The organism is Nonomuraea sp. NPDC049269 (assembly GCF_043197155.1).
Taxonomy (GTDB): Bacteria; Actinomycetota; Actinomycetes; order Streptosporangiales; family Streptosporangiaceae; genus Nonomuraea.
Genome location: NZ_JBICSO010000001.1, coordinates 1,066,058 through 1,089,776, shown reverse-complemented (window position 1 = coordinate 1,089,776; position 23,719 = coordinate 1,066,058). Strand labels below are relative to the sequence as shown.

Sequence of the window (23,719 nt, the reverse complement as noted above, 5' to 3'; positions counted from 1 at the left end):
ACGATTTGGTGAAACGTGTGATGAGACGAGGCACTATGACGCCACAGCAGTACGACTTCGTCATCGTCGGCGGCGGCTCGGCGGGGTGCGCCCTGGCGAACCGGCTCTCCGCGGACCCCGCTACGCAGGTGCTGGTCCTGGAGGCCGGCCGGCCGGACTATCCGTGGGACGTGTTCATCCACATGCCCGCGGCTCTGCCCTTTCCCTGCGGCAACCGTTTCTATGACTGGCGCTACGAGTCCGAGCCGGAGCCGTACATGCACGGCAGGCGGATCCACCACGCCCGCGGGAAGGTGCTCGGCGGCTCCAGCAGCATCAACGGCATGATCTTCCAGCGCGGCAACCCCCTCGACTACGAGCGCTGGGGCGCCGACCCGGGAATGAAGAGCTGGGACTACGCGCACTGCCTGCCGTACTTCAAGCGGATGGAGAACTGCCTGGCCGACCCCGGCACCCCCTTCCGCGGCCACGACGGGCCGCTGGCGCTGGAGCGCGGGGCCGCGAGCAGCCCTCTGTTCGGGGCGTTCTTCGAGGCCGTCCAGCAGGCCGGCTACCCGCTCACGGACGACGTCAACGGCTACCGCCAGGAGGGCTTCGCCCGCTTCGACCGCAACATCCGGCGCGGCCGGCGGCTCAGCGCCGCGCGGGCCTACCTGCACCCGGTGCTGAAGCGCCCGAACCTCACGGTCAAGACCCGGGCGTTCGTGAGGAGGATCCTCTTCGAGGGCACGCGAGCGGTCGGGGTGGAGTACGACGGCGGCACCGTACGCGCCAAGGAGGTCATCCTCTCCGGCGGCGCCATCAACTCGCCCCAGTTGCTGCAGTTGTCCGGCGTCGGCAACGCGGGGGAGCTGGCCGCCCTCGGCGTCGACGTGGTGCACGACCTGCCGGGCGTCGGCGAGAACCTGCAGGACCACCTCGAGGTCTACATCCAGCACGGCTGCGCCCAGCCGGTCACCATGCAGCCGAACCTGCAGAAGTGGCGCCATCCCTGGATCGGCGCCCAGTGGCTGTTCGCGCGCAGTGGGCCGGGGGCGACCAACCACTTCGAGGCGGGCGGCTTCGTGCGGTCCAACGACGACGTCGACTACCCCAACCTGATGTTCCACTTCCTGCCCATCGCCGTGCGCTACGACGGCTCGGCGCCGGCGGCCGGGCACGGGTACCAGGTGCACGTCGGGCCGATGTACTCCGACGCCCGCGGTTCGGTCAAGATCAAGAGTGTCGACCCGCGGCAGCACCCCGCCCTGCGGTTCAACTACCTGTCCACAGAGCAGGACCGGCGGGAGTGGGTGGAGGCCATCAGGGTGACCCGCGCCATTCTCGGCGCGCCCGCCCTGGCCGAGTTCAGCACCGGAGAGCTGTCACCCGGGCCGTCCGTCGAGACCGACGAGGAGATCCTGGACTGGGTCGCCAAGGACGCCGAGACGGCTCTGCACCCCTCGTGCACGGCCCGGATGGGCACCGACGAGCTGTCGGTGGTCGACCCGGAGACCATGCGCGTACACGGCCTGGAGGGGCTGCGCGTGGTGGACGCCTCGGCCATGCCCTACGTGACCAACGGCAACATCTACGCGCCGGTCATGATGCTGGCGGAGAAGGCGGCCGACCTGATCCTCGGCAACACCCCGCTCCCGGCCGAGACGACCGAGTTCTACCGGCACCGCGCGTGAGGAGAGGCGGCGCGGCCCCCGCCGGCAGGTGAAAGGGGCCGCGCGCCCCTCACGCGCGGCCCCTCATGTGCGGCTCCTCAGCGGAAGACGACCGTGCGGTCGCCGTTGAGCAGCACGCGCTGCTCGCTGTGCCACTTCACGGCCCGGGCGAGCACCTGGGCCTCGACGTCGCGGCCCGCCGCGATCAGGTCCTCGGGGTCCAGCTCGTGGTCCACCCTGGCCACGTCCTGCTCGATGATCGGCCCCTCGTCGAGGTCGGCCGTGACGTAGTGCGCGGTCGCGCCGATGAGCTTCACCCCGCGCTCGTGCGCCTGGTGGTACGGCTTGGCGCCCTTGAACCCCGGCAGGAACGAGTGGTGGATGTTGATGGCCCGGCCTTCGAGCCGCTTGCACATGTCGTCCGACAGGACCTGCATGTAGCGGGCGAGCACCACCAGGTCCGCCTCGTACTCCGCCACCAGTTCCAGCACCCTGGCCTCGGCCTCGGCCTTGCTCTGGGGCGTGACCGGCACGTGGTGGAAGGGCACGCCGTAGGAGGCGGCCAGCGGTTCGAGGTCGGGGTGGTTGGAGACGATCGCGGGGATGTCGATGTTCAGCCCGCCCACCTGGCGGCGGAAGAGCAGGTCGTTCACGCAGTGGGCGAACTTCGACACCATGATGAGCGACCTGGTGGGGGTCGCGGCGTCCTTGAGCTGCCAGGTCATCTGGAAGGACTCGGCGACGTAGGTGAAGCCGACGCGCAGCTCCTCCAGCCCGTGCTGGGCCGCGAAGTGCACGCGCATGAAGAAACCGCCGCCCTGGCGGTCGTTGAACTGCTTGCTCTGCAGCATGTTGCCGCCGTGCTGCACCAGGAAGCTGGTCACGGCGTACACGATGCCCGGCTTGTCGGAGCAGGAGACCGTGAGGATGAACTCGCGTCCAGGATCGGGCCTGGGAGACATCACACCTCCTAGTGTTGCGTATAGCGCAAAGCGGTGATGTATGCGCAACAGAGTGAGGTCTGGAGGCCGTTCAGTCAAGAGAGCCTGCGGAAATCACGTGGCAAGGATTCCGGATGTGATTTCGGCCACCCCTTGACTTATCCGAGTAAGCCCGTCAATGCTGTTCCCCACTAAGCATTGTCTTGCGCGATACGCAACGATCAGGGGTGTGCCGATGATCGATCTCTACATCGGCGGCACGTGGACCAAGCCGGCCGACGGTGGACGACGCGACATCCGCTGCCCTGCCGACGGCAGCCTCGTCACCACGGTCGCGGAGGCTACCGCGGCCGACACGGTGGCCGCGATCCTGGCGGCCCGGCACGCCTTCGACCGGGGCGAGTGGCCCGGCACGCCGGCTCGCGAGCGCGGCGCGCTGCTGTATCGGGTGGCCGAGCTGCTGGAGCGGGACAAAGCGGTCTTCGCCCACGCGGAGTCGTCCGACACCGGCAAGCGGCTCGTGGAGAGCGAGTACGACGTCGACGACTCCGTGGCGAGCCTGCGCTACTTCGCCGGCGTCGCCGGCACCGACGCCGGGCGGGTGATCGACACCGGCCGTGACGACGCGATCAGCCGGGTCGTCTATGAGCCGGTCGGCGTATGCGGCCTGATCACGCCGTGGAACTACCCCTTGCTGCAGGCGACGTGGAAGGTGGCGCCCGCGCTCGCCGCGGGCAACACCTTCGTGCTCAAGCCGAGCGAGCTGACCCCGAGCACCGCGATCCTGCTGATCCGCGCGCTGGAGGAGGCGGGCCTGCCGGCGGGCGTCGCCAACCTCGTGCTCGGCGCCGGACCGGCCGCGGGCGCGCCGCTCGCCGAGCACCCTGACGTGGACCTGGTCTCCTTCACCGGCGGCGCGGCCACCGGGCGGCGGATCATGGCCGCGGCGGCCGCCACGGTCAAGCGGGTCGCGCTGGAGCTCGGCGGCAAGAACCCCAACATCGTCTTCGCCGACGCCGACTTCGACACGGCGGTGGACTTCGCGCTCACGGCCGTCTTCCTGCACTCCGGGCAGGTGTGCTCGGCCGGCGCCCGGCTCCTGGTGGAGGACTCGCTGCACGACTCGTTCGTGGACGAGGTCGTCCGGCGGGCCGAGTCGATCCGCCTCGGCGGCCCCTTCGATCCGGAGGCCCAGACCGGTCCGCTCATCTCCGCCGCGCACCTGGCCAAGGTGGAGGAGTACGTGGCGGCCGGGCTCGCCGAGGGCGCCGTGCTGCGCTGCGGTGGCCACCGGCCGGCCGGTGACGGCTTCTACTACCGGCCGACCGTGCTCGACGCGTGCAAGCAGGGCATGCGGGTGGTGCGCGAGGAGTCGTTCGGCCCCGTGCTGACCGTGGAGCGCTTCACCACCGAGGACGAGGCCGTCAGCCTCGCCAACGACACCGAGTACGGCCTGGCGGGCGCCGTGTGGACCCAGGACGCCGGCAAGGCGCAGCGGGTCGCGGGGCGGCTGCGGCACGGCACGGTATGGATCAACGACTACCACCCCTACGTCCCGCAGGCCGAATGGGGTGGCTTCAAACAGTCGGGTATCGGCCGCGAGCTCGGACCGACCGGCCTGGACGAATATCGCGAGATCAAACATGTGTGGCAGAACACCCGTCCGCGACCCCAGCGGTGGTTCCCAGCGAACTGACGCTCCGACGACCAAGAGGTGGTCATGACTGTGCCGTCAGTGGCCGAACGTAGTGCGCCCGACATCGACGCCCCTCCCATCCTCGCCGTGCGCGGCCTGTGGAAGGTGTTCGGCCCCAAGGCCGAGAGCGTCGTCGGCAGCACGCTCACCCGCGACGAGCTCAAGCAGCAGAGCGGCTGCGTCGCCGCCGTCCGCGACGTCTCCTTCGAGGTGCGGCGGGGCGAGGTGTTCGTCGTCATGGGCCTGTCCGGTTCGGGCAAGTCCACCCTGGTCCGCTGCCTGACCCGGCTGATCGAACCCACGGCGGGCGAGATCCTGCTGGACGGCGAGGACGTGCGCAAGGCCGACGACCGCAGCCTGCGCGAGCTGCGCAGGCACCGCATGGCCATGGTCTTCCAGCACTTCGGGCTGCTGCCGCACCGGTGCGTCCTGCACAACGTCGCCTTCGGGCTGGAGATCCGCGGGGTCTCCAAGCGGGAGCGCTACTCGCGGGCCCGTGAGGTGATCGAGCTCGTCGGCCTCGACGGCTTCGAGGACTCCTACCCCGACCAGCTCTCCGGCGGCATGCAGCAGCGGGTGGGCCTGGCGCGGGCGCTCGCGGCCGACCCCGAGGTGCTCCTGTTCGACGAGCCGTTCTCCGCGCTGGACCCGCTGATCCGGCGCGAGATGCAGAACGAGGTCATCCGGCTGCACCACGAGGTCGGCAAGACCATGATCTTCATCACCCACGATCTCAGCGAGGCGCTCAAGCTGGGCGACCGGATCCTCATCATGCGCGACGGCGAGCTCGTCCAGGTGGGCACGCCCGACCAGGTGGTAGGCGCGCCGGCCGACGACTACGTCAGAGACTTCGTCAGTGACATCCCGCGCTCGCACGTGCTGACACTCCGCTGGATCATGCGCCCGGCCCGGCCCGACGACCCGCTCGACGGTCCCGCGCTCGGTCCCGACGTGGTCATCAGGGACGCCGTGCACGCCGTGCTCTCGGCCGAGCGGCCGGTGCGCGTGATGGACGGGGAGACGCTGCTCGGCGTGGTCACCAGCGCGGAGATCCTCGAAGTGATCGCCGGAGGGCCGCAGGCATGACCGGGCGCGGTGACGTCATCAAGAGCCGCGGCGCCGTGGCCATGAAACCGGCGAAGGAGGGCACGCTGTCCGTGGTGGCGTCGCGGGTGGCTGCCAGGCTGCCGGCCCGCGGCTACCTGGTCGTGGCGACGCTCGCGGTGTGGGTGCTGGGCTGGGCATTGCTGCGCGGGCGGGACACGCTGGCGCTCGGCGGCGCGGAGCTGACCCCGCTGCACGGCGGGCTGAACACCGGCATGGACGCCATCGACGACAGCCGCAACAGCAACCCGTTCTTCCTCTACTTCATCAACTACATCCGGCTCTTCATCGACGAGGCCGTGCGGTTCGTCCAGGCCCTGATCAGCCAGCCGTCCTTCGACCGGCCGGTGCCGGTGCTCGGCTGGCTCGGCGTGACCGGCCTGGCGACCGCCGTCGCCCTGCTGTACGGCAACAGGAAAGTGGCGCTGCTCACCGCCGCCGGATTCCTCTCCTTCGGCGTCCTGGGCCTCTGGCAGGAGAGCATGGACACGCTGGCGCTCACGCTGACCGCCGTGGTGCTGTCGCTGGCCGTGGGCATCCCGCTCGGGGTGTGGGCCGGGCTGAGCGACCGGTTCAACCGGCTGGTGACCCCGGTGCTGGACTTCATGCAGACCATGCCGACCTTCGTCTACCTGGCGCCGCTCACGCTGTTCTTCCTGATCGGCCCGGCCAGCGCGACGATCGCCACGATGATCTACGCGATCCCGCCGGCCATCCGGATCACCTCGCTCGGCATCCGGCAGGTCTCACCCGAGACGCTGGAGGCCGGCGCCTCGCTGGGTGCCACGCCCGCGCAGGCGCTGAGGCTCGTACGGCTCCCCATGGCCAAGCAGACGATCATCGTCGGGGTGAACCAGACCATCATGGCCGCCCTGTCCATGGCCACCATCGCGGCGCTCATCGACGCCCCCGGCCTGGGGCAGACGGTCCTGAAGGCGCTGCAGACGCTCGATGTGGGCACCGCGTTCAACGCCGGGCTGGCCATCGTCATCATGGCCGTGGTGCTCGACCGGGTGACCTCGGCGGCCAGCCGCCGCGTGGAGGTCGCGCGCCGGGCCGGGCGGCTGCGCACCGTGCGGGGGCGCCGCGTCGAGGTGGCGGGCGTGCTCGGGATCGCCGCCGTGCTCGGCTACCTGTCCTACACCTACATCTGGGCGGCGGAGTTCCCCGCCGACGCCAACCTCGGCTCGTACGTACGCCGCGCGGCCGACGCCGCGAGCATGTGGGTGCAGGACAGTCTGGTCACCTACACGAACGCGCTGAAGAACCTGCTCACCAACGGGCTGCTCAACCCCTTCGAGAAGCTGCTGACGGGCTCGCCCTGGTGGCTGGTCGCCGCCGTGGCCGTGGCCGTCGTCCTGCTGGTGGGCAGCGTGCGGGCCGCGCTGGTCACCACGACCGGGCTGCTGCTGCTGGTGCTGCTCGGGCTCTGGCAGGACGGCATGGTCACGCTGGCCTCGACGCTCGTCGCGACGGTCCTGGTCATGCTGCTGGGCGTGGTCGTCGGGGTGTGGATGGGCCGCAGCGACCGGGTCGACACCCTGCTGCGCCCCGTGCTGGACGCCGGCCAGACCATGCCGGCCTTCGTCTACCTGGTGCCCATCCTCGGCCTGTTCGGGCCGACGCGGTTCACCGCGATCATCGCGGCCGTGGTGTTCGCCGCGCCGGTCGCGATCAAGCTGGTCGCGGAGGGCATCAGGGGGGTTTCGGCCACCACCGTCGAGGCGGCGACCTCGGCGGGGGCCAGCACCTGGCAGCTCATCTCCAAGGTGCAGCTGCCGATGGCCCGCGCCGCCGTGACCCTGGCGACGAGCCAGGGGCTGATCTACGTGCTCTCCATGGTGGTCGTCGGCGGTCTGGTCGGCGCGGGAGCGCTCGGCTACGACGTCGTCGCCGGGTTCTCGCAGCACCAGCTGCGAGGCAAGGGGTTGGCCGCCGGGCTCGCGATCGTCGTGCTCGGCATCGTGCTCGACCGCGTGACGCGGGCCGCCACCGAGCGGGCGGACGCCGCCGCGCACGGCGGGCTTCATCAGAGATGAACGTTTACCGGCCGGTTCAGGCCGGCGGAACTTACAGGAGGACCAGGTGTCAGTAACCAGGAGTGGAAAGGTCCGGGCCGTCGTGTTCGTGACCGGCGCCGGCCTCCTGCTCACCGCGTGCGGAGGGGCTAAGGTCGGGCAGGTCGAGACTGCCGCGAGCAGCAGTGCCGGCGGTGCGAAGAGCTGCGGAACCGTCAATCTCGCGGTGAACCCGTGGGTGGGCTACGAGGCCAACGCGGCGGTGATCGCGCAGGTGGCCGAGAAACAGCTCGGTTGCAAGGTGGTCAAGAAGGACCTGAAGGAGGAGGTTGCCTGGCAGGGCTTCGCCACCGGTGAGGTCGACGCCGTCGTGGAGAACTGGGCCCACGACGATCTCAAGAAGAAGTACATCGATGACCAGAAGGTCGCCGTGTCAGCAGGGCCGACCGGCAACAAGGGCGTCATCGGCTGGTACGTGGCGCCGTGGATGGCCAAGAAGTACCCGGACATCACCGACTGGAAGAACCTCAACAAGTACGCCTCGCTGTTCAAGACCTCCGAGTCCGACGGCAAGGGCCAGTTCCTCGACGGCGACCCGTCGTTCGTCACCAACGACGCCGCGCTGGTGAAGAACCTCAAGCTCGACTACAAGGTCGTGTACGCGGGCAGCGAGACCGCGCTCATCACCGCCTTCCGCCAGTCGGAGAAACAACAGCAGCCGATCCTCGGCTACTTCTACGAGCCGCAGTGGTTCCTGTCGGAGCTCAGGCTGGTCAAGGTCAACCTGCCTGCCTACACCAAGGGCTGCGACACCGACGCGGCCAAGGTGGCGTGCGACTATCCGCCGTACGAGCTGGACAAGATCGTGAGCAAGAAGTTCGCCGATTCCGGCAGTCCCGCGTACACGCTGGTCAAGAACTTCACCTGGACGAACGACGACCAGAACCTCGTGGCCAAGTACATCGCCGAGGACAAGATGACGGCCGATGAGGCGGCCGCCAAGTGGGTGGCCGACAACCCCGACAAGGTCAAGGCCTGGCTGCCCGCCGGCTGAGATCCGCATGCGCCCGGCCCGGTCGACGTTCGGCGACCGGGCCGGGCGCATGCGTGTCCGGGGGTGGCGGGCGGCCAGATTCGGCGGCCGTGCAAACCGTAGGGAATAAGGCGCGACGCACTCTTGACACCCCGAACGCGGCGAGCGACGCTTGTTGCGGAAAGTGCGCTTGGTTGCATATTAGGCAACAACGGAGGTGGCTATGACGGGCCCGAGCGTCGTCATCATCGGCGCGGGTGTGGTCGGCGCGGCTCTGGCCGACGAGCTGTCCGCCCGCGGCTGGACCGGCGTCACGGTCGTCGATCAGGGAGACGTGCCCGCCACCGGCGGCTCCTCCTCCCATGCTCCAGGTCTGGTGTTCCAGATCAACGGATCGAAGACCATGACCGAGATGGCCCGCTACACCATCGAGAAGTTCGTCGAGCTGGACAGCTTCCTCCAGGTGGGCGGGCTCGAGGTGGCCACCACCCCCGAGCGGCTCGCCGAGCTGCGGCGCCGCCACGGCTGGGCCACCTCCTGGGGGATCGAGGCCCACCTGCTCTCGCCGGAGGAGAGCGTGGCCAAGCACTCCCTCCTCGACCGCGACAAAGTGCTCGGCGGCCTGTTCATCCCCACCGACGGGCTGGCCAAGGCGGTCAAGGCGGTCGACGCGCAGCTCGCGCGGGCACAGGAGCGCGGCGTACGGGTGCTCGGCAGGCACGAGGTGCTGGACATCAGGAGTGAGGACGGCCGGGTCAGCGCGGTGGTGACCGACCAGGGCGAGATCCCCGCCGACATCGTGGTGTGCTGCGCCGGGATCTGGGGCCCGCGGGTCGCCCGCATGGTCGGCATGGAGCTGCCGCTCACCCCGCTCGCGCACCAGCTCGCCTGGACCGGGCAGGTGCCCGACCTGGCGGGTCAGACCGTCGAGGCGTCCCGGCCGATCCTCCGCCACCAGGACGCCGACCTGTACTACCGCGAGCGCTACGACACGCTCGGCATCGGCTACTACGGTCACCGGCCCATGCCGATCAACTCCGACGACATCCTGCCCGTCGATGCCGCCGAGGTGATGCCGTCCGTGCTCACCTTCACCCCCGACGACTTCGCCGAAGCCTGGACGCAGACCCGGGACCTGCTCCCGTCCACCCGCTCCGCCAAGGTGGAGGACGGCATCAACGGGCTGTTCTCGTTCACCACCGACCACCTGCCGCTGATGGGCGAGTCCCGCGAGGTCGAGGGCTTCTGGGTGGCCGAGGCCGTCTGGGTCACCCACTCCGCCGGAGTCGGCCGGGCGATGGCCGAATGGCTCGTCGACGGCCACTGCACGACGTTCGACCTGCATGAGTGCGACGTCAACCGGTTCGAGCCGCACCAGCTCGCGCCCGACTACGTGCTGGCCCGCGGCTGCCAGAACTACGTCGAGGTCTACGACATCATCCACCCGCTCCAGCCGATGGAGGACCCCCGCCCGCTGCGTACCAGCCCGTTCCACCCCCGGCAGCGGGAGCTTCGCGCGACCTTCCTGGAGGCGTCGGGCTGGGAACGCCCGCAGTGGTACGACGCCAACGCCCCGCTGCTGGAGGGCCGCGACATCCCCACGCCGGGAGACTGGGCGGCGCGGTACTGGTCGCCCATCGTCGGCGCGGAGGCCCAGGCCACCCGCGAGAGCGTCGCCATGTACGACATGACCGCGCTCAAGCGCCTGGAGGTCAGCGGCCCGGGAGCCGTCGCCTTCCTGCAGCGCCTCACCACCGGCAACGTCGACAAGTCTGTCGGCTCCGTGACGTACTGCCTGCTGCTCAACGCCGACGGCGGCATCCGCAGCGACGTCACCGTGGCCCGCCTCGGCCCGCAGGAGTTCCAGGTCGGTGCCAACGGCAACCTCGACCTCGACTGGTTCGACCGGCACCGGCCCGCCGACGTGTACCTCCGCGACCTCACCCCGGGGACCTGCTGCATCGGCCTCTGGGGGCCCAGGGCCCGCGACCTCGTCCAGCCGCTGGCCACCGCCGACCTGACCGCGCTGCGCTACTTCCGCGGCACCCGCGCCCACCTCGGCAACGTGCCGGTCACCATGCTCCGCCTGTCCTACGTCGGCGAGCTCGGCTGGGAGATCTACACCACCGCGGACATGGGCCTCAAGCTGTGGGACACCCTGTGGGAGGCCGGCCAGGACCATGGCGTCATCGCCGCCGGCCGGGGCGCCTTCACCAGCCTGCGCCTGGAGAAGGGCTACCGCTCCTTCGGCACCGACATGACCTTCGAGCACGACCCGTACGAGGCGGGCGTGGGGTTCGCCGTCAAGCTGGACAAGGGCGACTTCATCGGCCGCGAGGCGCTGCTCGCCCGCAAGGAGTCGGTCGGCCGCCGCCTCACCTGCCTGCTCACCGACGAGGTCGTCATGGGCAGGGAGCCGGTGTACGACGGCGAGCGGCCGGTCGGTTACGTCACCAGCGCCGCCTACGGATACACGATCGGCAGAGGGATCGCCTACGCGTGGCTGCCCGCCTCGCTCGCGAACCCCGGCCATACCGTCCACGTCGGCTACTTCGACCGGCGGGTGGCCGCCGTCGTGGCCGAGGAGCCCTTGTTCGACCCGGCGATGACCCGGCTGCGCGGTTAGGAGAGGACATCAGATGATCGACACCCCGCTGGACGTGGTAGATCCGGAGGTTCACGCCGCCATCGGCGCGGAGCTGGCCCGACAGCGATCGACGCTGGAGATGATCGCCTCGGAGAACTTCGCGCCCGTGGCCGTCATGGCCGCCCAGGGCTCGGTGCTCACCAACAAGTACGCCGAAGGCTACCCGGGCAGGCGTTACTACGGCGGCTGCGAGCATGTCGACGTGATCGAGCGGCTCGCCATCGACCGGGTGCGGGCGCTGTTCGGCGCCGAGGCGGCCAACGTGCAGCCCCACTCGGGCGCGCAGGCCAACGCCGCGGCCATGGCGGCCCTGCTGGAGCCGGGCGACACCATTCTCGGCCTCGACCTGGCCCACGGCGGCCACCTCACGCACGGCATGCGCATCAACTTCTCCGGCCGGCTCTACAACGTGGTCGCCTACCACGTGCGCGAGAGCGACCACCTGGTGGACATGGAGGAGGTCGAGCGACTGGCCCGCGAGCACCGGCCGAAGCTCGTCATCGCCGGCTGGTCGGCCTATCCCCGTCAGCTCGACTTCGCGGCCTTCCGCCGGATCGCCGACGAGGTGGGCGCCTACCTCATGGTCGACATGGCGCACTTCGCCGGCCTGGTGGCGGCGGGTCTGCACCCCTCGCCCGTGCCGCACGCCCACGTGGTCACCACGACCACGCACAAGACCCTCGGCGGCCCGCGCGGCGGGGTCATCCTGTCCATCGCGGACCTCAGCAAGAAGATCAACTCGGCGGTGTTCCCCGGTCAGCAGGGTGGGCCGCTGGAGCACGTCATCGCGGCCAAGGCCGTCGCGTTCAAGGTCGCGGCCGAGGAGGAGTTCCGCGACCGGCAGCGGCGCACGCTGGAGGGCGCGCGCATCCTCGCCGACCGGTTGCTCGCTCCCGACGCGGTGGCCGCCGGGGTCAGGGTGCTCACCGGCGGCACCGACGTACACCTCGTGCTGGTCGATCTGCGCGACTCCGAGCTGGACGGCAAGCAGGCCGAGGACCGGCTGCACACGGCGGGCATCACGGTGAACCGCAACGCCGTGCCCTTCGACCCGCGCCCGCCCATGGTCACCTCCGGGCTGCGGATCGGCACGCCCGCCCTGGCGACGCGCGGGTTCGGCGCGGCGGACTTCACGGAGGTCGCCGACATCATCGCGAGCGCCCTGACACCGGACGCCGACCTGGCGTTCCTGCGCGGCAGGGTCGAGGCCCTCGCCGGCAAGCACCCGCTCTACGGAGAGGTCCGATGACCCCGCGGCCCCCCGGAGCAGACCTGCCCGAGCACCCCGACCGGCTGTGGAGCGCAGCCGAGCCGAAAGCCTCCTACGACGTGGTGATCGTCGGCGGGGGCGGCCACGGCCTCGCCACCGCCTACTATCTGGCCAAGAACCACGGCATCACCAACGTCGCGGTCTTGGAGCGAGGCTGGCTGGCCGGCGGCAACATGGCGCGCAACACCACCATCATCCGCTCCAACTACCTGTGGGACGAGAGCGCGGGCATCTACGAGCACGCGCTCAAGCTCTGGGAGGGCTTGGAGGAGGAGCTCGACTACCCGCTGCTGTTCAGCCAGCGCGGCGTGCTCAACCTCGCGCACAGCCTGCAGGACGTGCGTGACAGCGTCCGCCGGGTGGAGGCGAACCGGCTCAACGGCGTGGACGCGGAATGGCTGGACCCCCAGCAGGTCAAGGAGGTCTGCCCGATCGTCAACATCTCACCCGACGTGCGCTATCCGGTGCTGGGGGCCACCTTCCAGCCCCGCGCGGGCATCGCCAAGCACGACTACGTCGCGTGGGGGCTGGCCCGGGCGGCCGCGGCGCTCGGGGTCGACTTCATCGAGCACTGCGAGGTCACGGGGCTGCGGGTGAGCGACGGCCGGGTCACCGGCGTGGACACCACCCGCGGCACGATCTCGGCGGGCCGGGTGGCGCTGTGCGCGGCCGGGCACAGCTCGATCGTCGCCGCCACCGCCGGCATCGACCTGCCGCTGCAGAGCCATCCGCTGCAGGCGCTGGTCTCCGAGCTGCTGGAGCCCGTGCACCCGACGGTCGTCATGTCCAACGCCGTCCACGTGTACGTCAGCCAGGCGCACAAAGGCGAGCTGGTGATGGGGGCGGGCATCGACGCGGCCAACTCCTACCGCCAGCGCGGCGCCTTCCACATCATCGAGCGGCAGATGGCCGCGGCGCTGGAGCTGTTCCCGATCTTCGCCAGGGCGCACGTGCTGCGGACCTGGGGCGGCGTCGTGGACGTCTCGCCGGACGCCTCGCCGATCGTCGGGCTGACCCCGGTCGGCGGCCTCTACCTCAACTGCGGGTGGGGCACCGGCGGCTTCAAGGCCACCCCCGGCGTGGGCTGGTGTTTCGCCCACACGGTGGCCAACGACGAGCCGCACCCGCTCAACGCTCCCTTCTCCCTTGACCGATTCGTCACCGGGGCGCTCGTCGACGAGCACGGTGCCGCCGCGGTCGCCCACTGAGGACGTCACATGCTGCTGATCCCATGCCCCTGGTGCGGCCCACGCGAGGAGGCCGAGTTCCACTACGGCGGGCAGGCACACGTCGCCTACCCGGAGAACCCGGCCGCGCTCTCCGATGAGGAGTGGGCCCGCTACCTGTTCTTCCGCGACAACCCCAAGGGCGTCTTCGCCGAGCGCTGGAGCCACTCCGCGGGCTGCCGCCGGTGGTTCAACGCCCTGCGCGACACCGCGACCAACGAGATCCACGCCGTCTACCGTGCGGGCGAGCCACGGCCGGTGACCTCATGAGGCGGGAGAGCGGCGGCCGGATCGACCGCTCCCGCGTCCTGCGCTTCCGGTTCGACGGGCAGGTGTACACCGGCCACCCCGGTGACACCCTCGCCTCCGCACTGCTGGCCAACGGCGTACGCCAGGTCGCCACCAGTGTCAGGCTGGGCCGCCCGCGCGGGATCTTCGCCGCGGGCAGCGAGGAGCCCAACGCGGTCGTCCAGATCGTGGAGCCGTTCCCCGAGCCGATGCTGCCCGCCACCACGGTCGAGCTGTACGACGGCCTGGTCGCGAACAGCCTCGCCGGCCAGGGCCGGCTGGCGACCGAGCCCGACCCGGCCCGGTACGACGCCGTCCACGCCCACTGCGACGTCCTGGTGGTCGGCGCCGGGCCGGCCGGGCTGGCCGCCGCCCGCGAGGCGGCGAGCACCGGCGCGCGGGTGATCCTCGCCGACGAGCAGCCCGAGCCGGGCGGCAGCCTGCTGGGCACCACCGACCTCGTGGACGGCGTGCCGGGCGCCGCGTGGGCCGCCGCGACGGCGGCCGCGCTGGAGGGGCTGCCCGAGGTGCGGGTGCTGCGGCGCACCACCGTCTTCGGCTACTACGACGACAACTACCTGGTCGCCGTCGAGCGGCGCACCAACCATCTCGGCGGGGCGGCGCCCGCCGCGGTGGCGCGCGAGCGGGTCTGGCGCATCAGGGCGCGACGGGTGGTCCTGGCCACCGGCGCGCACGAGCGGCCGATCGCCTTCGCCGGCAACGACCTGCCCGGCGTGATGCTGGCCGGCGCCGCTCGCACCTACGCCAACAGGTACGGCGTGCTGCCGGGCCGCCGCGCGGTGGTGTTCACCGCGAACGACAGCGCCTACGCCGCCGCCCTCGACCTCGCCGAGGCGGGTGTGGAGGTGGCGGCCATCATCGACGTCCGGCCCGCTCCCGGCGCGGGCTGGGCCGAACGGGCACGCGAGCGCGGCATCTCGCTGCTGCCCGGCCACGTGGTCACCGCGGCCCGTGGCGACGGCCAGGTCTTGTCGGTGCTGGTCGCCGAGGCGCCGGACGCCGTTCCCACCGCTTCCGCGGCAGGAACGGACGCTGCTCCGACCGCTCCCGCGGCAGGGGAGCGGGCGCTCGACGCCGATCTGCTGCTCGTGTCGGGCGGCTGGAACCCGGTCGTCCACCTGTTCAGCCAGTCGGGCGGCACGCTCCGCTACGACGAGGCGCTCGGCACGCTGGTCCCCGACCGGTCCCGGCAGGCCGTCGACGTCGCCGGGGCGGCGGCGGGAGACCTGGAGGCGGCGGGGGAGGCGTACTGGCTGGTCCCCGCGAGCGACTACTCGGCGCACTTCGTCGACCTGCAGCGGGACGTGACCGTCGCCGACATCCAGCGGGCGACCGGCGCCGGCCTGCGCTCCGTCGAGCACGTCAAGCGCTACACCACCGCCGCGACGGCCCACGACCAGGGCAAGACCTCCGGGCTGCTCACCTCGGCGGTCGTGGCCCACGCGCTGGGCGCCCCGGTGGCCGAGCTGGGCATCACCACGTTCCGCGCGCCGTACCTGCCCGTGAGCTTCGCGGCGCTGGCCGGCCGTGACCGCGGCCTGCTGCACGATCCCGTCAGAGTGACGGCGCTGCACGAGTGGCACGTCGCCCACGGCGCGCTCTTCGAGAACGTCGGCCAGTGGAAGCGGCCGTGGTACTACCCGCGTCCCGGCGAGGACATGGAGGCCGCCGTGCTGCGCGAGTGCCGGGCGGCCCGCGAGGGGGTGGCGGCGATGGACGCCTCCACCCTCGGCAAGATCGACGTGATCGGGCCCGACGCGGGGGAGTTCCTCGACCGGCTCTACACCAACCTGATGAGCTCGCTGAAGGCCGGCGCCATCCGCTACGGCGTCATGTGCCGCCCCGACGGGATGGTCTTCGACGACGGCACGGTCATCCGCATCGCCGAGGACCACTTCCTCATCACCACCACGACGGGCAACGCGGCGACCGTCCTGGACTGGATGGAGGAGTGGCTGCAGACCGAGTGGCCGTGGCTGCGGGTGCACTGCACGTCGGTCACCGAGCAGTGGGCCACGGTCGCCCTCGTCGGGCCGGCGTCGCGTGAGGTACTCGCCGAGCTCGCGCCGGGGCTCGCGGTGGACGCGGCGGGCTTCCCGTTCATGACCTGGCGGGACGCGGACGTGGCCGGGATCCCGGCGCGGGTGTGCCGGATCAGTTTCTCCGGCGAGCTGGCCTTCGAGATCAACGTGACGTCCTGGGACGGCCTGCGCCTGTGGACGGCGATCATGGATAGCGGTCGCGTGACCCCGTACGGGACCGAGACCATGCACGTGCTGCGAGCCGAGAAGGGCTACCCGATCGTGGGCCAGGACACCGACGGCACGGTAACCCCGCAGGACCTGGGCATGTCCTGGGTGGTGTCGAAGAAGAAACCCGACTTCATCGGCAAGCGATCGTTCGCGCGGGCCGACACCTCGCGGGCGGACCGCAAGCAACTCGTCGGTCTGCTTCCGGAGGACCCGGACTTCCTGCTGCCCGAAGGGGCGCACCTGGTCGCCACGGACTCGCTGCCGCAGCCGCCCGTGCCCGCGCTCGGCCACGTCACCTCCAGTTATCGCAGCGCGGTCCTGGGCCGCACGTTCGCGCTGGCGCTGGTCAGCGGCGGGCAGGGCCGGCTCGGAGAGCGGCTGTACGCGCCTGTCGCGGGCACGTTCGTGCCGGTGACCGTCGCCTCTCACGTCCTGTACGACCCGGAAGGAGCGCGCCGTGATGGCTGAGCGCAGGAGCCCGGCCGCGGCCTTCGCCGGCCGGTTCGCCGCCGCGTCCGAAGGTGGAGGACTGCGGCTCGCGGAGCTGCCGTTCCTCACCCACGTCAACGTACGCGTCGACCCGGCGAGCCCGCCGGCCGAGGACCTCGGCGCCGTGCTGGGGGTGCCGCTGCCCGTCGAGCCGTGCACCGCCGTACAGACCGGCTCCGGGGCCGAGGACATTACGGTGGCCTGGCTCGGTCCGGACGAGTGGCTGGTGATCGGACCCGAGGGCTACCGGCACGAGCTGCTGCGCAAGGCGCTCGGCGACCGGCACGGGTCGATCGTGGACGTGTCGGCCCAGCGCACCACGCTGCTGGTGTCAGGCCCCCGCGCGCGCGACCTGCTGGCCCATGGCTGCGCGCTCGACCTGCACCCCAGCGTTTTCGGGCCGGGGAGTTGCGCGCAGACCATGCTGGCACGGGCCCAGGTCGTGCTCCTGGCCCGGCCCGATGGCTTCCTCGTACTCGTCCGCTCGTCCTTCGCGGCGTACCTGGCTGAGTGGCTCCTCGACGCGGCGACAGAACACCTCGGATGAGCCTCGGCATCGCTATGAGTGGTCATGCGACACCCCCAAATCCGCAAGGGAGGTGCTTCGTCGGCGTCTTGTCGTACGGCGCATCGACGAGCTGATCAAACCTCGCCCAGGACGCCCTTTGTCGCCCGCTTGGTCATTCCGGTTCGGGGAGATCGAACGGGGGGCCGAGCGGGGGGTCGGTGGCGAGGTTGAGTGCGGCGGTGAGGATGGTGAGGACCTGGCTCACGGCCTCGGGCGCGAACTCGTAGTCGCCACGCCGCCGTTGTTTGATCAGCCTGGCGCTCTGCAGCGCGCGCAGGTGGTGATAGAGCTGGCCACTCGTGGTCTGCTCGCCGTCTCCGCCGAGGGCTTCCTGGAGATCGGCTCGGGTGCACCGGCCCTGTCGGACGAGTGCGCCGAGCAGCGCCAGTCGCGGTTGGCTGCCGAGAGACTCCAGGATGTCGGCGACCCGCGCCCAGTCGGCCGACAGCAACTCTGACAGAGGGAGTTCCCTGGCCCAGAACCTCTCACCGTCGGGCAGCCGTACGGCTCCGACGTAGCCGACCGTCCCGGATCCGTTGTCTTTCTCCGCCTGGCGGCGCATCTCATGAATCACACCCATGAGGGACGGCGACTCCGGTGAACGTCGCGGTGGGTCGGCGGTGTCGGCCAGCCCCTCCAGGCGGGCGATCCGGGCCTCGAGCTCGGCGAATCTTTCCTCACTCATCGCACTCTCCTACGCTTTTCCAGAATTACGATATAGCGTAGAAGACTGGCTTGGGGATGGCAACGCGGGCCTCCGCACTTTTAGGTGAGCGGAGCCTGACGTGAAGTCTTCCTGCGGTGTACGGCTATCGCCGCCCCAAGGGCGAGGGCGGCATATCCGCAGGTCACCGCCAAACCTGCCCAAGGCGGGAGCGGGTAGTAGCCCCCGAGCAGCGACTGGTCCACGTCCACATGCGCGAACGTGGGGATGCTCTGCGTGATCGCGAACCCGGCGGCAGGAGTGATCATCAGTAGCCATGGCACCAGACCCGCGGTCGCCAGCACGTACGGCACGACGACCAGCCCGATGGCCAGCCCGATGGCGATCACGGCCCGCTTGACCAGCGCGGCCAGGCCCAGAGCCAGCACGGCGGCGGCCGCGGTCAGCGCCGCGTAGCCGACGATCACCCGGAGCTCGGTCGCCAAGGTGATCGGCTGAACCGGGTTCTGATGGGCACGCAACATCGCCAGGCCGACAGGGATGACGACTCCCGAGGTCACCAGCCCCGCCACGAACGCGACCGCGCCGACCACCACGGCCTTGGCCGCCAGCAGCAGCGCCGGCTGCGGCTCGACCGGCGGGCCGGTCCCGATCAGCCCGCGCCGGTGTTCCGCCGTGAAGAACAGGACCGCCACCACGAGCACCAGGACCAGCCCCAGGGCGCCGCCGATCAGCATGAGGTCAGCGCGCACACCGCCCTCCACCGTGGCGGGCCCGATGTCACCGCCCCCGGTCACGATGAGCTTGTCGCCGGACTCGACGACCCCGCCCGGGTGATGCGGGGTCTTGCCGTCGGACTCCATGGAGACACCGACGTCGTCGCGGCGCCACGAACCGTTCGCGCCCTGCAGCGTGATCCGGTCGAAGGTGGCGGTGGCCTGGGCGAAGGCTTTCGCCATCTCCCACAAGGCGCCCGGCGAGGCGGCGAACATCCCGATCTCGACCGACTCCGGCAGCCCGGTCAGCTCGACCGTGCTGACCTCGGTCCACGCCTTGCCGTCGTCTGACTCGTAACCGGTGATGGTGTCGCCCGACCTGGTCAGCCGCAGCCACTGGGGGCCGTTGTGCGGACCGCCGGGCACGTCGTGGGTGAAGTTGTACTGCATCCGTACGCCGTGATCTCCGGTGAGCATGACGGCGGCGTACGGCGTGCCCTGCGTGAGGCTCTGCCTGATCAGGAGCCCGGCCTTCGCCCACGGCACCACTCCCTCCTTGACGTTACGCAACCCGGGTACGACGTCCGGCAGTCGCATCTGCCCGGTCATGTCCGACACCCGGGCGGTGATGCTGCCGTTCCCCTTGAGCGGCTGGTGCACGAAGTAGTACCTGTCGCTCACCGCCGTACCATCGGGTCCCACCAAGGGCGCGGGGCAGGCGCCCTCGCCCTTCCCCGTCACGCAGGTGGTGCGGGAGCCCCCGGCGATCAGCAGTCCGAGCGACACGGTGACCAGCACGGAGGCCGCCATGGTGAGCACCCAGCCGCGCGCGGAGCGGAACTTGGTCCACTCCGTGCGGAGCACCTGGAGGAAGTCGACCCGTTGACTGGATCGGTACGGCGTGAATGAACTCATGCCGACGGTTGTACGCGGCCCCCGGTTCCAGCCGGGTCGCAGCGGCTGCGACCCGGCTGGAACCGGGGATCTGGCATCGTTGACCCATGGCACCTCGACCCGGCGGCCGGTCCGGCCGCCCCGCCCGCGCGACGACCGGCGGTGAGTGGCGGTGAGGGTCCTCGTCGTCGAGGACTTCGAGGTCCTCGCCCGCTCCATCGGCACCGGGCTGCGCCGCGAGGGCATGGCCGTCGACGTCGTCCTGGATGGCACCGCCGCCCTCGACCGCCTGGCCGTCACCCGCTACGACGTGGTGATCCTCGATCGCGACCTGCCCGGCGTGCATGGGGACGAGATCTGCCGGCGCCTGGCCCACGGCCGCTGCGAGACCCGCGTACTGATGCTCACCGCCTCCGGCACCATCGAGGATCGCGTCCACGGGCTCAGCCTCGGTGCCGACGACTACCTGCCCAAGCCGTTCGCGTTCGCCGAACTGGTCGCCCGCGTCCGTGCTCTGGCCCGCCGCGCCACCCCGCCGCTGCCGCCCACGCTGGCCTGCGGGGACATCACCCTCGATCCGGCCCGCCGCACCGCGTTCCGGGCCGGGCGGCGCCTTGAGCTGAGCCCCAGGGAATTCGCCCTGCTCGAATGCCTGCTCGCCGTACCCGGCCTGGTCATCTCCGCCGAAGAACTGCTGGAGCGCGTCTGGGACGAGGCCGCCGACCCCTTCAGCAGCGCCGTCAAGCACACCATGCACCGGTTGCGGGCCAAGCTCGGTGACCCGCCCGTGATCGAGACCATCCGCGAAGGCGGCTACCGCATCGGACCGTCCTGACCCCGTCATAGGTGCCCGGCTCAAGGCAGGGTGATCGCACACCCTGCCTTGACGGTGCCGTCAGGCGTCACGCAGCCGCAGCACCAGTGCTCCGGCCACCAGCGCGGCAGCGGCCCAGGCGGCGAGGATGCCGAGGCCCGCCCACGGGCTGACGGGCAGGCTGCGGAGATCGGTGGTGGCCTGGATGGCCAGCCCGGCGCTCATGGGCCCGATCCGCTGAAGCAGGCGCTGCCAGTGCGGATCGCCGATCGCCTGGGAGAGGATGGGGAACAGGTAGAGCAGGCCGAGGACAATCCCGATACTGGTCGCGGAGTCCCGTACGACTGTGGCGACGCCGAGGCTGAGCAGGGCGATCAGCGCCAGATAGAGGATCGATCCGACGGTCGCACGCAGCGTGGGCCCGTCGGTCAGGGTCAAGGCCGGGTAGCCGCGGTCAGCGGTGAAACCGTGGCCGGGCAGGATGAGCCGCCCCGCCAGCAGCGACCCGAGGACGGCGACGGTCCCGGCCGCGGCCACGACGCCGGTGAGGGTGACGGCTTTGGCCGCGAGGACGGTGCCCCGATGCGGCATCGCCGCCAGGGTGGTACGGATGAAGCCCGAGCTGTACTCGCGGCTGATGACCAGCACGGCCAGGATGGCGACCAGCGCCTGGCCCAGCATGACGCCGGTGAGGCTGAGTCTGGTCGTGTCGTAGCCGCAGCCGGCGGCGCCACAGGTCATCACCGAGGTCACCGCGACGCTCACGGCCACGGTCAGCGCGATGGTGCCGAGCAGCAGCCACAGGGAGCCGGCGACGGTCCGCAGCTTCGTCCACTCCGCGTGCAGGGCCGGCCTCATGCGTCCCTCCTGCGGAGAACGACGGCTGCCACGGCCAGGCTCACCACCGCGTAACCGGCCAGGACGGCGAACCCCGCCCACGGCGTCAGCGGGTAATAGCCGTTGTACGGCGTATAGACGCTCGTGACCTGGCGATATGGCACCAGCGTCTGCTGGACGGCGAAGGCCGCGGCCGGTGTCACCCGGGCCAGCACGTTCGACACGCCCGCGGGCAGGAACGGGACCTGGGCGAACAGGATGTAGGGCAGCACGATGGCCGCGACCACGCTGGTGACCGCCCCGGCACCGCGCCGGAATATGGTGCCGACGGCGAGAGCCAGAATCGAGGCGGCCGCGAGCAGGGCCGCGGTCCCGAACGCGATCCGGAGCTGGGCCGAGAACGTCACCGGGAACAGGTACACGCCGTTGGCCCGCGCGAGCCTCTCGCCGAGTGGAATCGCGACGGCCGATCCCGCCAGCCCGGCGACGAAGGTGACGGCGCCCAGGACGATGGCCTTGGCCGCCAGCACCCGGCTCCGCCTCGGGCTGGCGGCCAGAGTGACGTGGATCATGCCTTCCCGGTATTCGGCGGTGATGAACCGCGTGCCCACGACGATCACCGTGATCAGCGCGGCGAACGTGCCGGTGAGGATTTCTCCGAGAGTGCCGCCGGTTGCCAGAGCCAGGCGTACGGCGGGTGCTATGTCGCCGGAGCCGGTCACCGTGAAGCGGCCGTCAGATCCCGGGAACGAACCCGAGGTGTTCCGCGGGTAGCCGGGGAAGCTGGGGGATTCGGGTCCCACCTGGTCGCCTGTCCAGTTTCCCCCGGCCCAGCGCCCCTGGCTACGAAGATCCCCGAAGACGGCCGTGGACACACTGGGGACCGTGCCCATGCCGTCCACGGAGGACGGAGACGCGACGAACAACCCGCCTTGCGCGGTCGGTCCGAGGCCCTTCACCTGCACGGTGCTCACCTTGGTCCAGTGCGTGCCGTCGGCGGAGGCATAGCCGGTGATCGCGTCCCCGGAGCGGTCCAGCCGCAGCCAGGAGACGGAGCCGGAAGGGCCGGCCGTGTCGTTGACGTAGTTGTGCTGCATCCGCACGCCGTGGGCGCCGGTGATCATGATCGCCGCGTACGGTGATCCCTGGCGGGTGTCCCCCTTGAGGATGAGCCCGGCCTTCGCCCACGGCACGCTGCCAGGCCGCAGGTTCGCCAGACCCGTGGCGATGCTGCTCCTGAGCGCGGAAACGGAGACGGTGATGCTGCCGTCTCCGGTCAGCGGCCGGTGCACGAAGGAGAAGCTGTCGGTAACCGGTCCGCCATCGGGTCCGACCGGGACGGCCGGCGAGCCGCGCTGATCGCTGCTGATCCCGGCGAGCAGGGCGACCAGCACCATCATCAGCGCCGCGGCCACCATACCGAGCATCCACGCCCGGACAGAGCGGAACTTGGTCCACTCCGCGTGCAGCACCTGGGGGAAGCCGTCGCGCCCGGCCCGCTGGGCCGATGGATGCCGCGTCATGGTGGGGGTCACCGCCGCACCCGCGCGGGCGTCGCGGCGCGGAACTCGACCGCCTCGCGGGTGAGCTCCAGATAGACGTCCTCCAACGTGGCGCGGTGCGCTGACACCTCGGAGAACGCGACCGCGCTCTCGCGCAGCAGCGTCACGACCCGATCCGAAGGCAGACCGGAGACGGTGACGGCGTCCAGGCCGGTGGCCGCCACGGTCGCGCCGGCCCGCGCGAGCACCCTCATCGCCTCCTGGCGGGCCGTGGTGCGCAGGACCACCCGGTTCCTGGACGCGGCCGCGAGCAGGTCGGCCACGCCGGCGTCGGCGATGACCTTGCCCCGCCCGACCAGGACGAGATGATCGGCCATGTCCTGCAACTCGCTCATCAGGTGGCTGGACACCAGCACGGCACGGCCCTGAGCGGCCAGTGACCGCAGGAACCCACGCATCCAGATGATGCCGTCGGGATCCATGCCGTTGAACGGCTCATCGAGCATGACGATCGGCGGGTCGCCCAGCAGGGCCGCGGCGATCCCGAGCCGTTGCCGCATGCCGAGCGAGTAGCCTCCGGCCTTGCGCCGGGCGGCCGAGGCCAGGCCGACCTGCTCGATCACCTGGTCCACCCGCCGCGCCGCCAGGCCCTGCGAATGCGCCAGCCAGAGCAGGTGGTTGCGGGCACTCCGGCTCGGGTGCAACGCCGCCGCGTCCAGCAGCGAACCGAGGTGGCTCAGCGGCGGCCGAAGGCTGCGGTACGGCCTCCCCTCGATCAGCGCGGTGCCCTCGTCCACCGCGTCCAGGCCCAGGATCACGCGCATCGTGGTCGACTTCCCGGCCCCGTTCGGCCCCACGAAGCCGGTCACCCGCCCCGGATGGACGGAAAAGGACATGCCGTCGAGGGCTTGGGTCGCCCCGTACCGCTTACGCAGCCCGGCGACGACAATCCCTGGGGCGCTCATCGGGGTGAGCAGTCGGTTCGGTGTGGTCTCATGCGGGACAGGTGTACATCGCTCCCGGTTCCAGCCCGGTCTCAGTTGCTGCGACCCGGTTGGAACCTGCGACCTGGCAATGTTGGGTGCGT

General features: G+C 70.8%; 18 protein-coding genes. 12 read left to right on the top strand and 6 right to left on the bottom strand.

Annotation, left to right across the window (positions count from 1 at the left end; all coding sequences use genetic code 11):
- Window positions 1-35: 35 nt before the first annotated feature.
- Window positions 36-1,673 carry a choline dehydrogenase gene (gene betA, locus ACGFNP_RS05050; protein ID WP_393314961.1) on the top strand — a complete coding sequence of 546 codons (1,638 nt, stop codon included), beginning with the start codon at window positions 36-38 and terminating at the stop codon, window positions 1,671-1,673.
- 77 nt (window positions 1,674-1,750) lie between these two features.
- On the opposite strand, the gene purU is transcribed toward betA, so the two are convergent.
- On the bottom strand, window positions 1,751-2,614 hold the full coding sequence (gene purU, locus ACGFNP_RS05045; protein WP_393314958.1) for a formyltetrahydrofolate deformylase: 864 nt from the start codon (window positions 2,612-2,614) through the stop codon (window positions 1,751-1,753).
- Window positions 2,615-2,828: 214 nt separating this feature from the next.
- On the opposite strand from purU, the gene ACGFNP_RS05040 reads away from it, so the two are divergent.
- The 10 genes from ACGFNP_RS05040 (at window position 2,829) to ACGFNP_RS04995 (ending at window position 17,184) form a co-directional block, all read left to right on the top strand.
- A complete protein-coding gene (locus tag ACGFNP_RS05040) occupies window positions 2,829-4,289 on the top strand; it encodes an aldehyde dehydrogenase family protein (protein WP_358329125.1) in 1,461 nt (486 codons plus the stop codon).
- 24 nt (window positions 4,290-4,313) lie between these two features.
- Entirely contained in the window at window positions 4,314-5,375 is a 1,062-nt protein-coding gene (locus ACGFNP_RS05035; protein ID WP_393314954.1) for a glycine betaine/L-proline ABC transporter ATP-binding protein, read from the top strand.
- Window positions 5,372-7,432 carry an ABC transporter permease subunit gene (locus ACGFNP_RS05030; RefSeq protein WP_393314951.1) on the top strand — a complete coding sequence of 687 codons (2,061 nt, stop codon included), beginning with the start codon at window positions 5,372-5,374 and terminating at the stop codon, window positions 7,430-7,432. The genes ACGFNP_RS05035 and ACGFNP_RS05030 overlap by 4 nt, the downstream gene beginning before the upstream one ends.
- A gap of 46 nt (window positions 7,433-7,478) precedes the next feature.
- Window positions 7,479-8,465, top strand: coding sequence for an ABC transporter substrate-binding protein (locus ACGFNP_RS05025; protein WP_358329132.1), 987 nt, complete (start codon window positions 7,479-7,481; stop codon window positions 8,463-8,465).
- 202 nt (window positions 8,466-8,667) lie between these two features.
- Window positions 8,668-11,070 carry an FAD-dependent oxidoreductase gene (locus ACGFNP_RS05020; RefSeq protein ID WP_393314948.1) on the top strand — a complete coding sequence of 801 codons (2,403 nt, stop codon included), beginning with the start codon at window positions 8,668-8,670 and terminating at the stop codon, window positions 11,068-11,070.
- A gap of 13 nt (window positions 11,071-11,083) precedes the next feature.
- The gene (glyA, locus tag ACGFNP_RS05015; protein ID WP_393314945.1) at window positions 11,084-12,340 is read left to right on the top strand and encodes a serine hydroxymethyltransferase; all 1,257 of its coding nucleotides are present in this window, start codon (window positions 11,084-11,086) and stop codon (window positions 12,338-12,340) included.
- Entirely contained in the window at window positions 12,337-13,569 is a 1,233-nt protein-coding gene (locus ACGFNP_RS05010; protein ID WP_358329139.1) for a sarcosine oxidase subunit beta family protein, read from the top strand. Before glyA ends, ACGFNP_RS05010 begins: the two co-directional genes overlap by 4 nt.
- Window positions 13,570-13,578: 9 nt before the next feature.
- Window positions 13,579-13,857 (top strand): sarcosine oxidase subunit delta, encoded by a 279-nt coding sequence (locus ACGFNP_RS05005; protein ID WP_358329142.1) that lies wholly within the window; start codon window positions 13,579-13,581, stop codon window positions 13,855-13,857.
- The gene (locus ACGFNP_RS05000; RefSeq protein ID WP_393314941.1) at window positions 13,854-16,616 is read left to right on the top strand and encodes a 2Fe-2S iron-sulfur cluster-binding protein; all 2,763 of its coding nucleotides are present in this window, start codon (window positions 13,854-13,856) and stop codon (window positions 16,614-16,616) included. Before ACGFNP_RS05005 ends, ACGFNP_RS05000 begins: the two co-directional genes overlap by 4 nt.
- Entirely contained in the window at window positions 16,609-17,184 is a 576-nt protein-coding gene (locus tag ACGFNP_RS04995) for a sarcosine oxidase subunit gamma (protein ID WP_393314938.1), read from the top strand. The genes ACGFNP_RS05000 and ACGFNP_RS04995 overlap by 8 nt, the downstream gene beginning before the upstream one ends.
- Before the next feature lie 133 nt (window positions 17,185-17,317).
- Here the strand turns inward: ACGFNP_RS04995 and ACGFNP_RS04990 are convergent, their stop codons facing one another.
- Both ACGFNP_RS04990 and ACGFNP_RS04985 read right to left on the bottom strand, forming a co-directional pair.
- Window positions 17,318-17,890: an ArsR/SmtB family transcription factor gene (locus ACGFNP_RS04990; protein WP_393314935.1), complete on the bottom strand. Its 573-nt coding sequence runs from the start codon at window positions 17,888-17,890 to the stop codon at window positions 17,318-17,320.
- Between the two features lie 80 nt (window positions 17,891-17,970).
- Entirely contained in the window at window positions 17,971-19,500 is a 1,530-nt protein-coding gene (locus tag ACGFNP_RS04985) for a hypothetical protein (protein ID WP_393314932.1), read from the bottom strand.
- Window positions 19,501-19,651: 151 nt separating this feature from the next.
- On the opposite strand from ACGFNP_RS04985, the gene ACGFNP_RS04980 reads away from it, so the two are divergent.
- A complete protein-coding gene (locus ACGFNP_RS04980; protein WP_358329155.1) occupies window positions 19,652-20,314 on the top strand; it encodes a response regulator transcription factor in 663 nt (220 codons plus the stop codon).
- Between the two features lie 60 nt (window positions 20,315-20,374).
- Here ACGFNP_RS04980 and ACGFNP_RS04975 read toward each other — a convergent pair whose 3' ends face one another.
- Genes ACGFNP_RS04975 through ACGFNP_RS04965 form a run of 3 tightly spaced genes read right to left on the bottom strand, consistent with a single transcriptional unit; the run spans window position 20,375 to window position 23,597 of the window.
- Window positions 20,375-21,151, bottom strand: a complete 777-nt coding sequence (locus tag ACGFNP_RS04975) for an ABC transporter permease subunit (protein ID WP_393314929.1) — start codon at window positions 21,149-21,151, stop codon at window positions 20,375-20,377.
- Window positions 21,148-22,665: an ABC transporter permease subunit gene (locus ACGFNP_RS04970; protein ID WP_393314926.1), complete on the bottom strand. Its 1,518-nt coding sequence runs from the start codon at window positions 22,663-22,665 to the stop codon at window positions 21,148-21,150. Before ACGFNP_RS04970 ends, ACGFNP_RS04975 begins: the two co-directional genes overlap by 4 nt.
- Entirely contained in the window at window positions 22,662-23,597 is a 936-nt protein-coding gene (locus ACGFNP_RS04965) for an ATP-binding cassette domain-containing protein (protein ID WP_393314923.1), read from the bottom strand. The genes ACGFNP_RS04970 and ACGFNP_RS04965 overlap by 4 nt, the downstream gene beginning before the upstream one ends.
- Window positions 23,598-23,719: the final 122 nt, after the last annotated feature.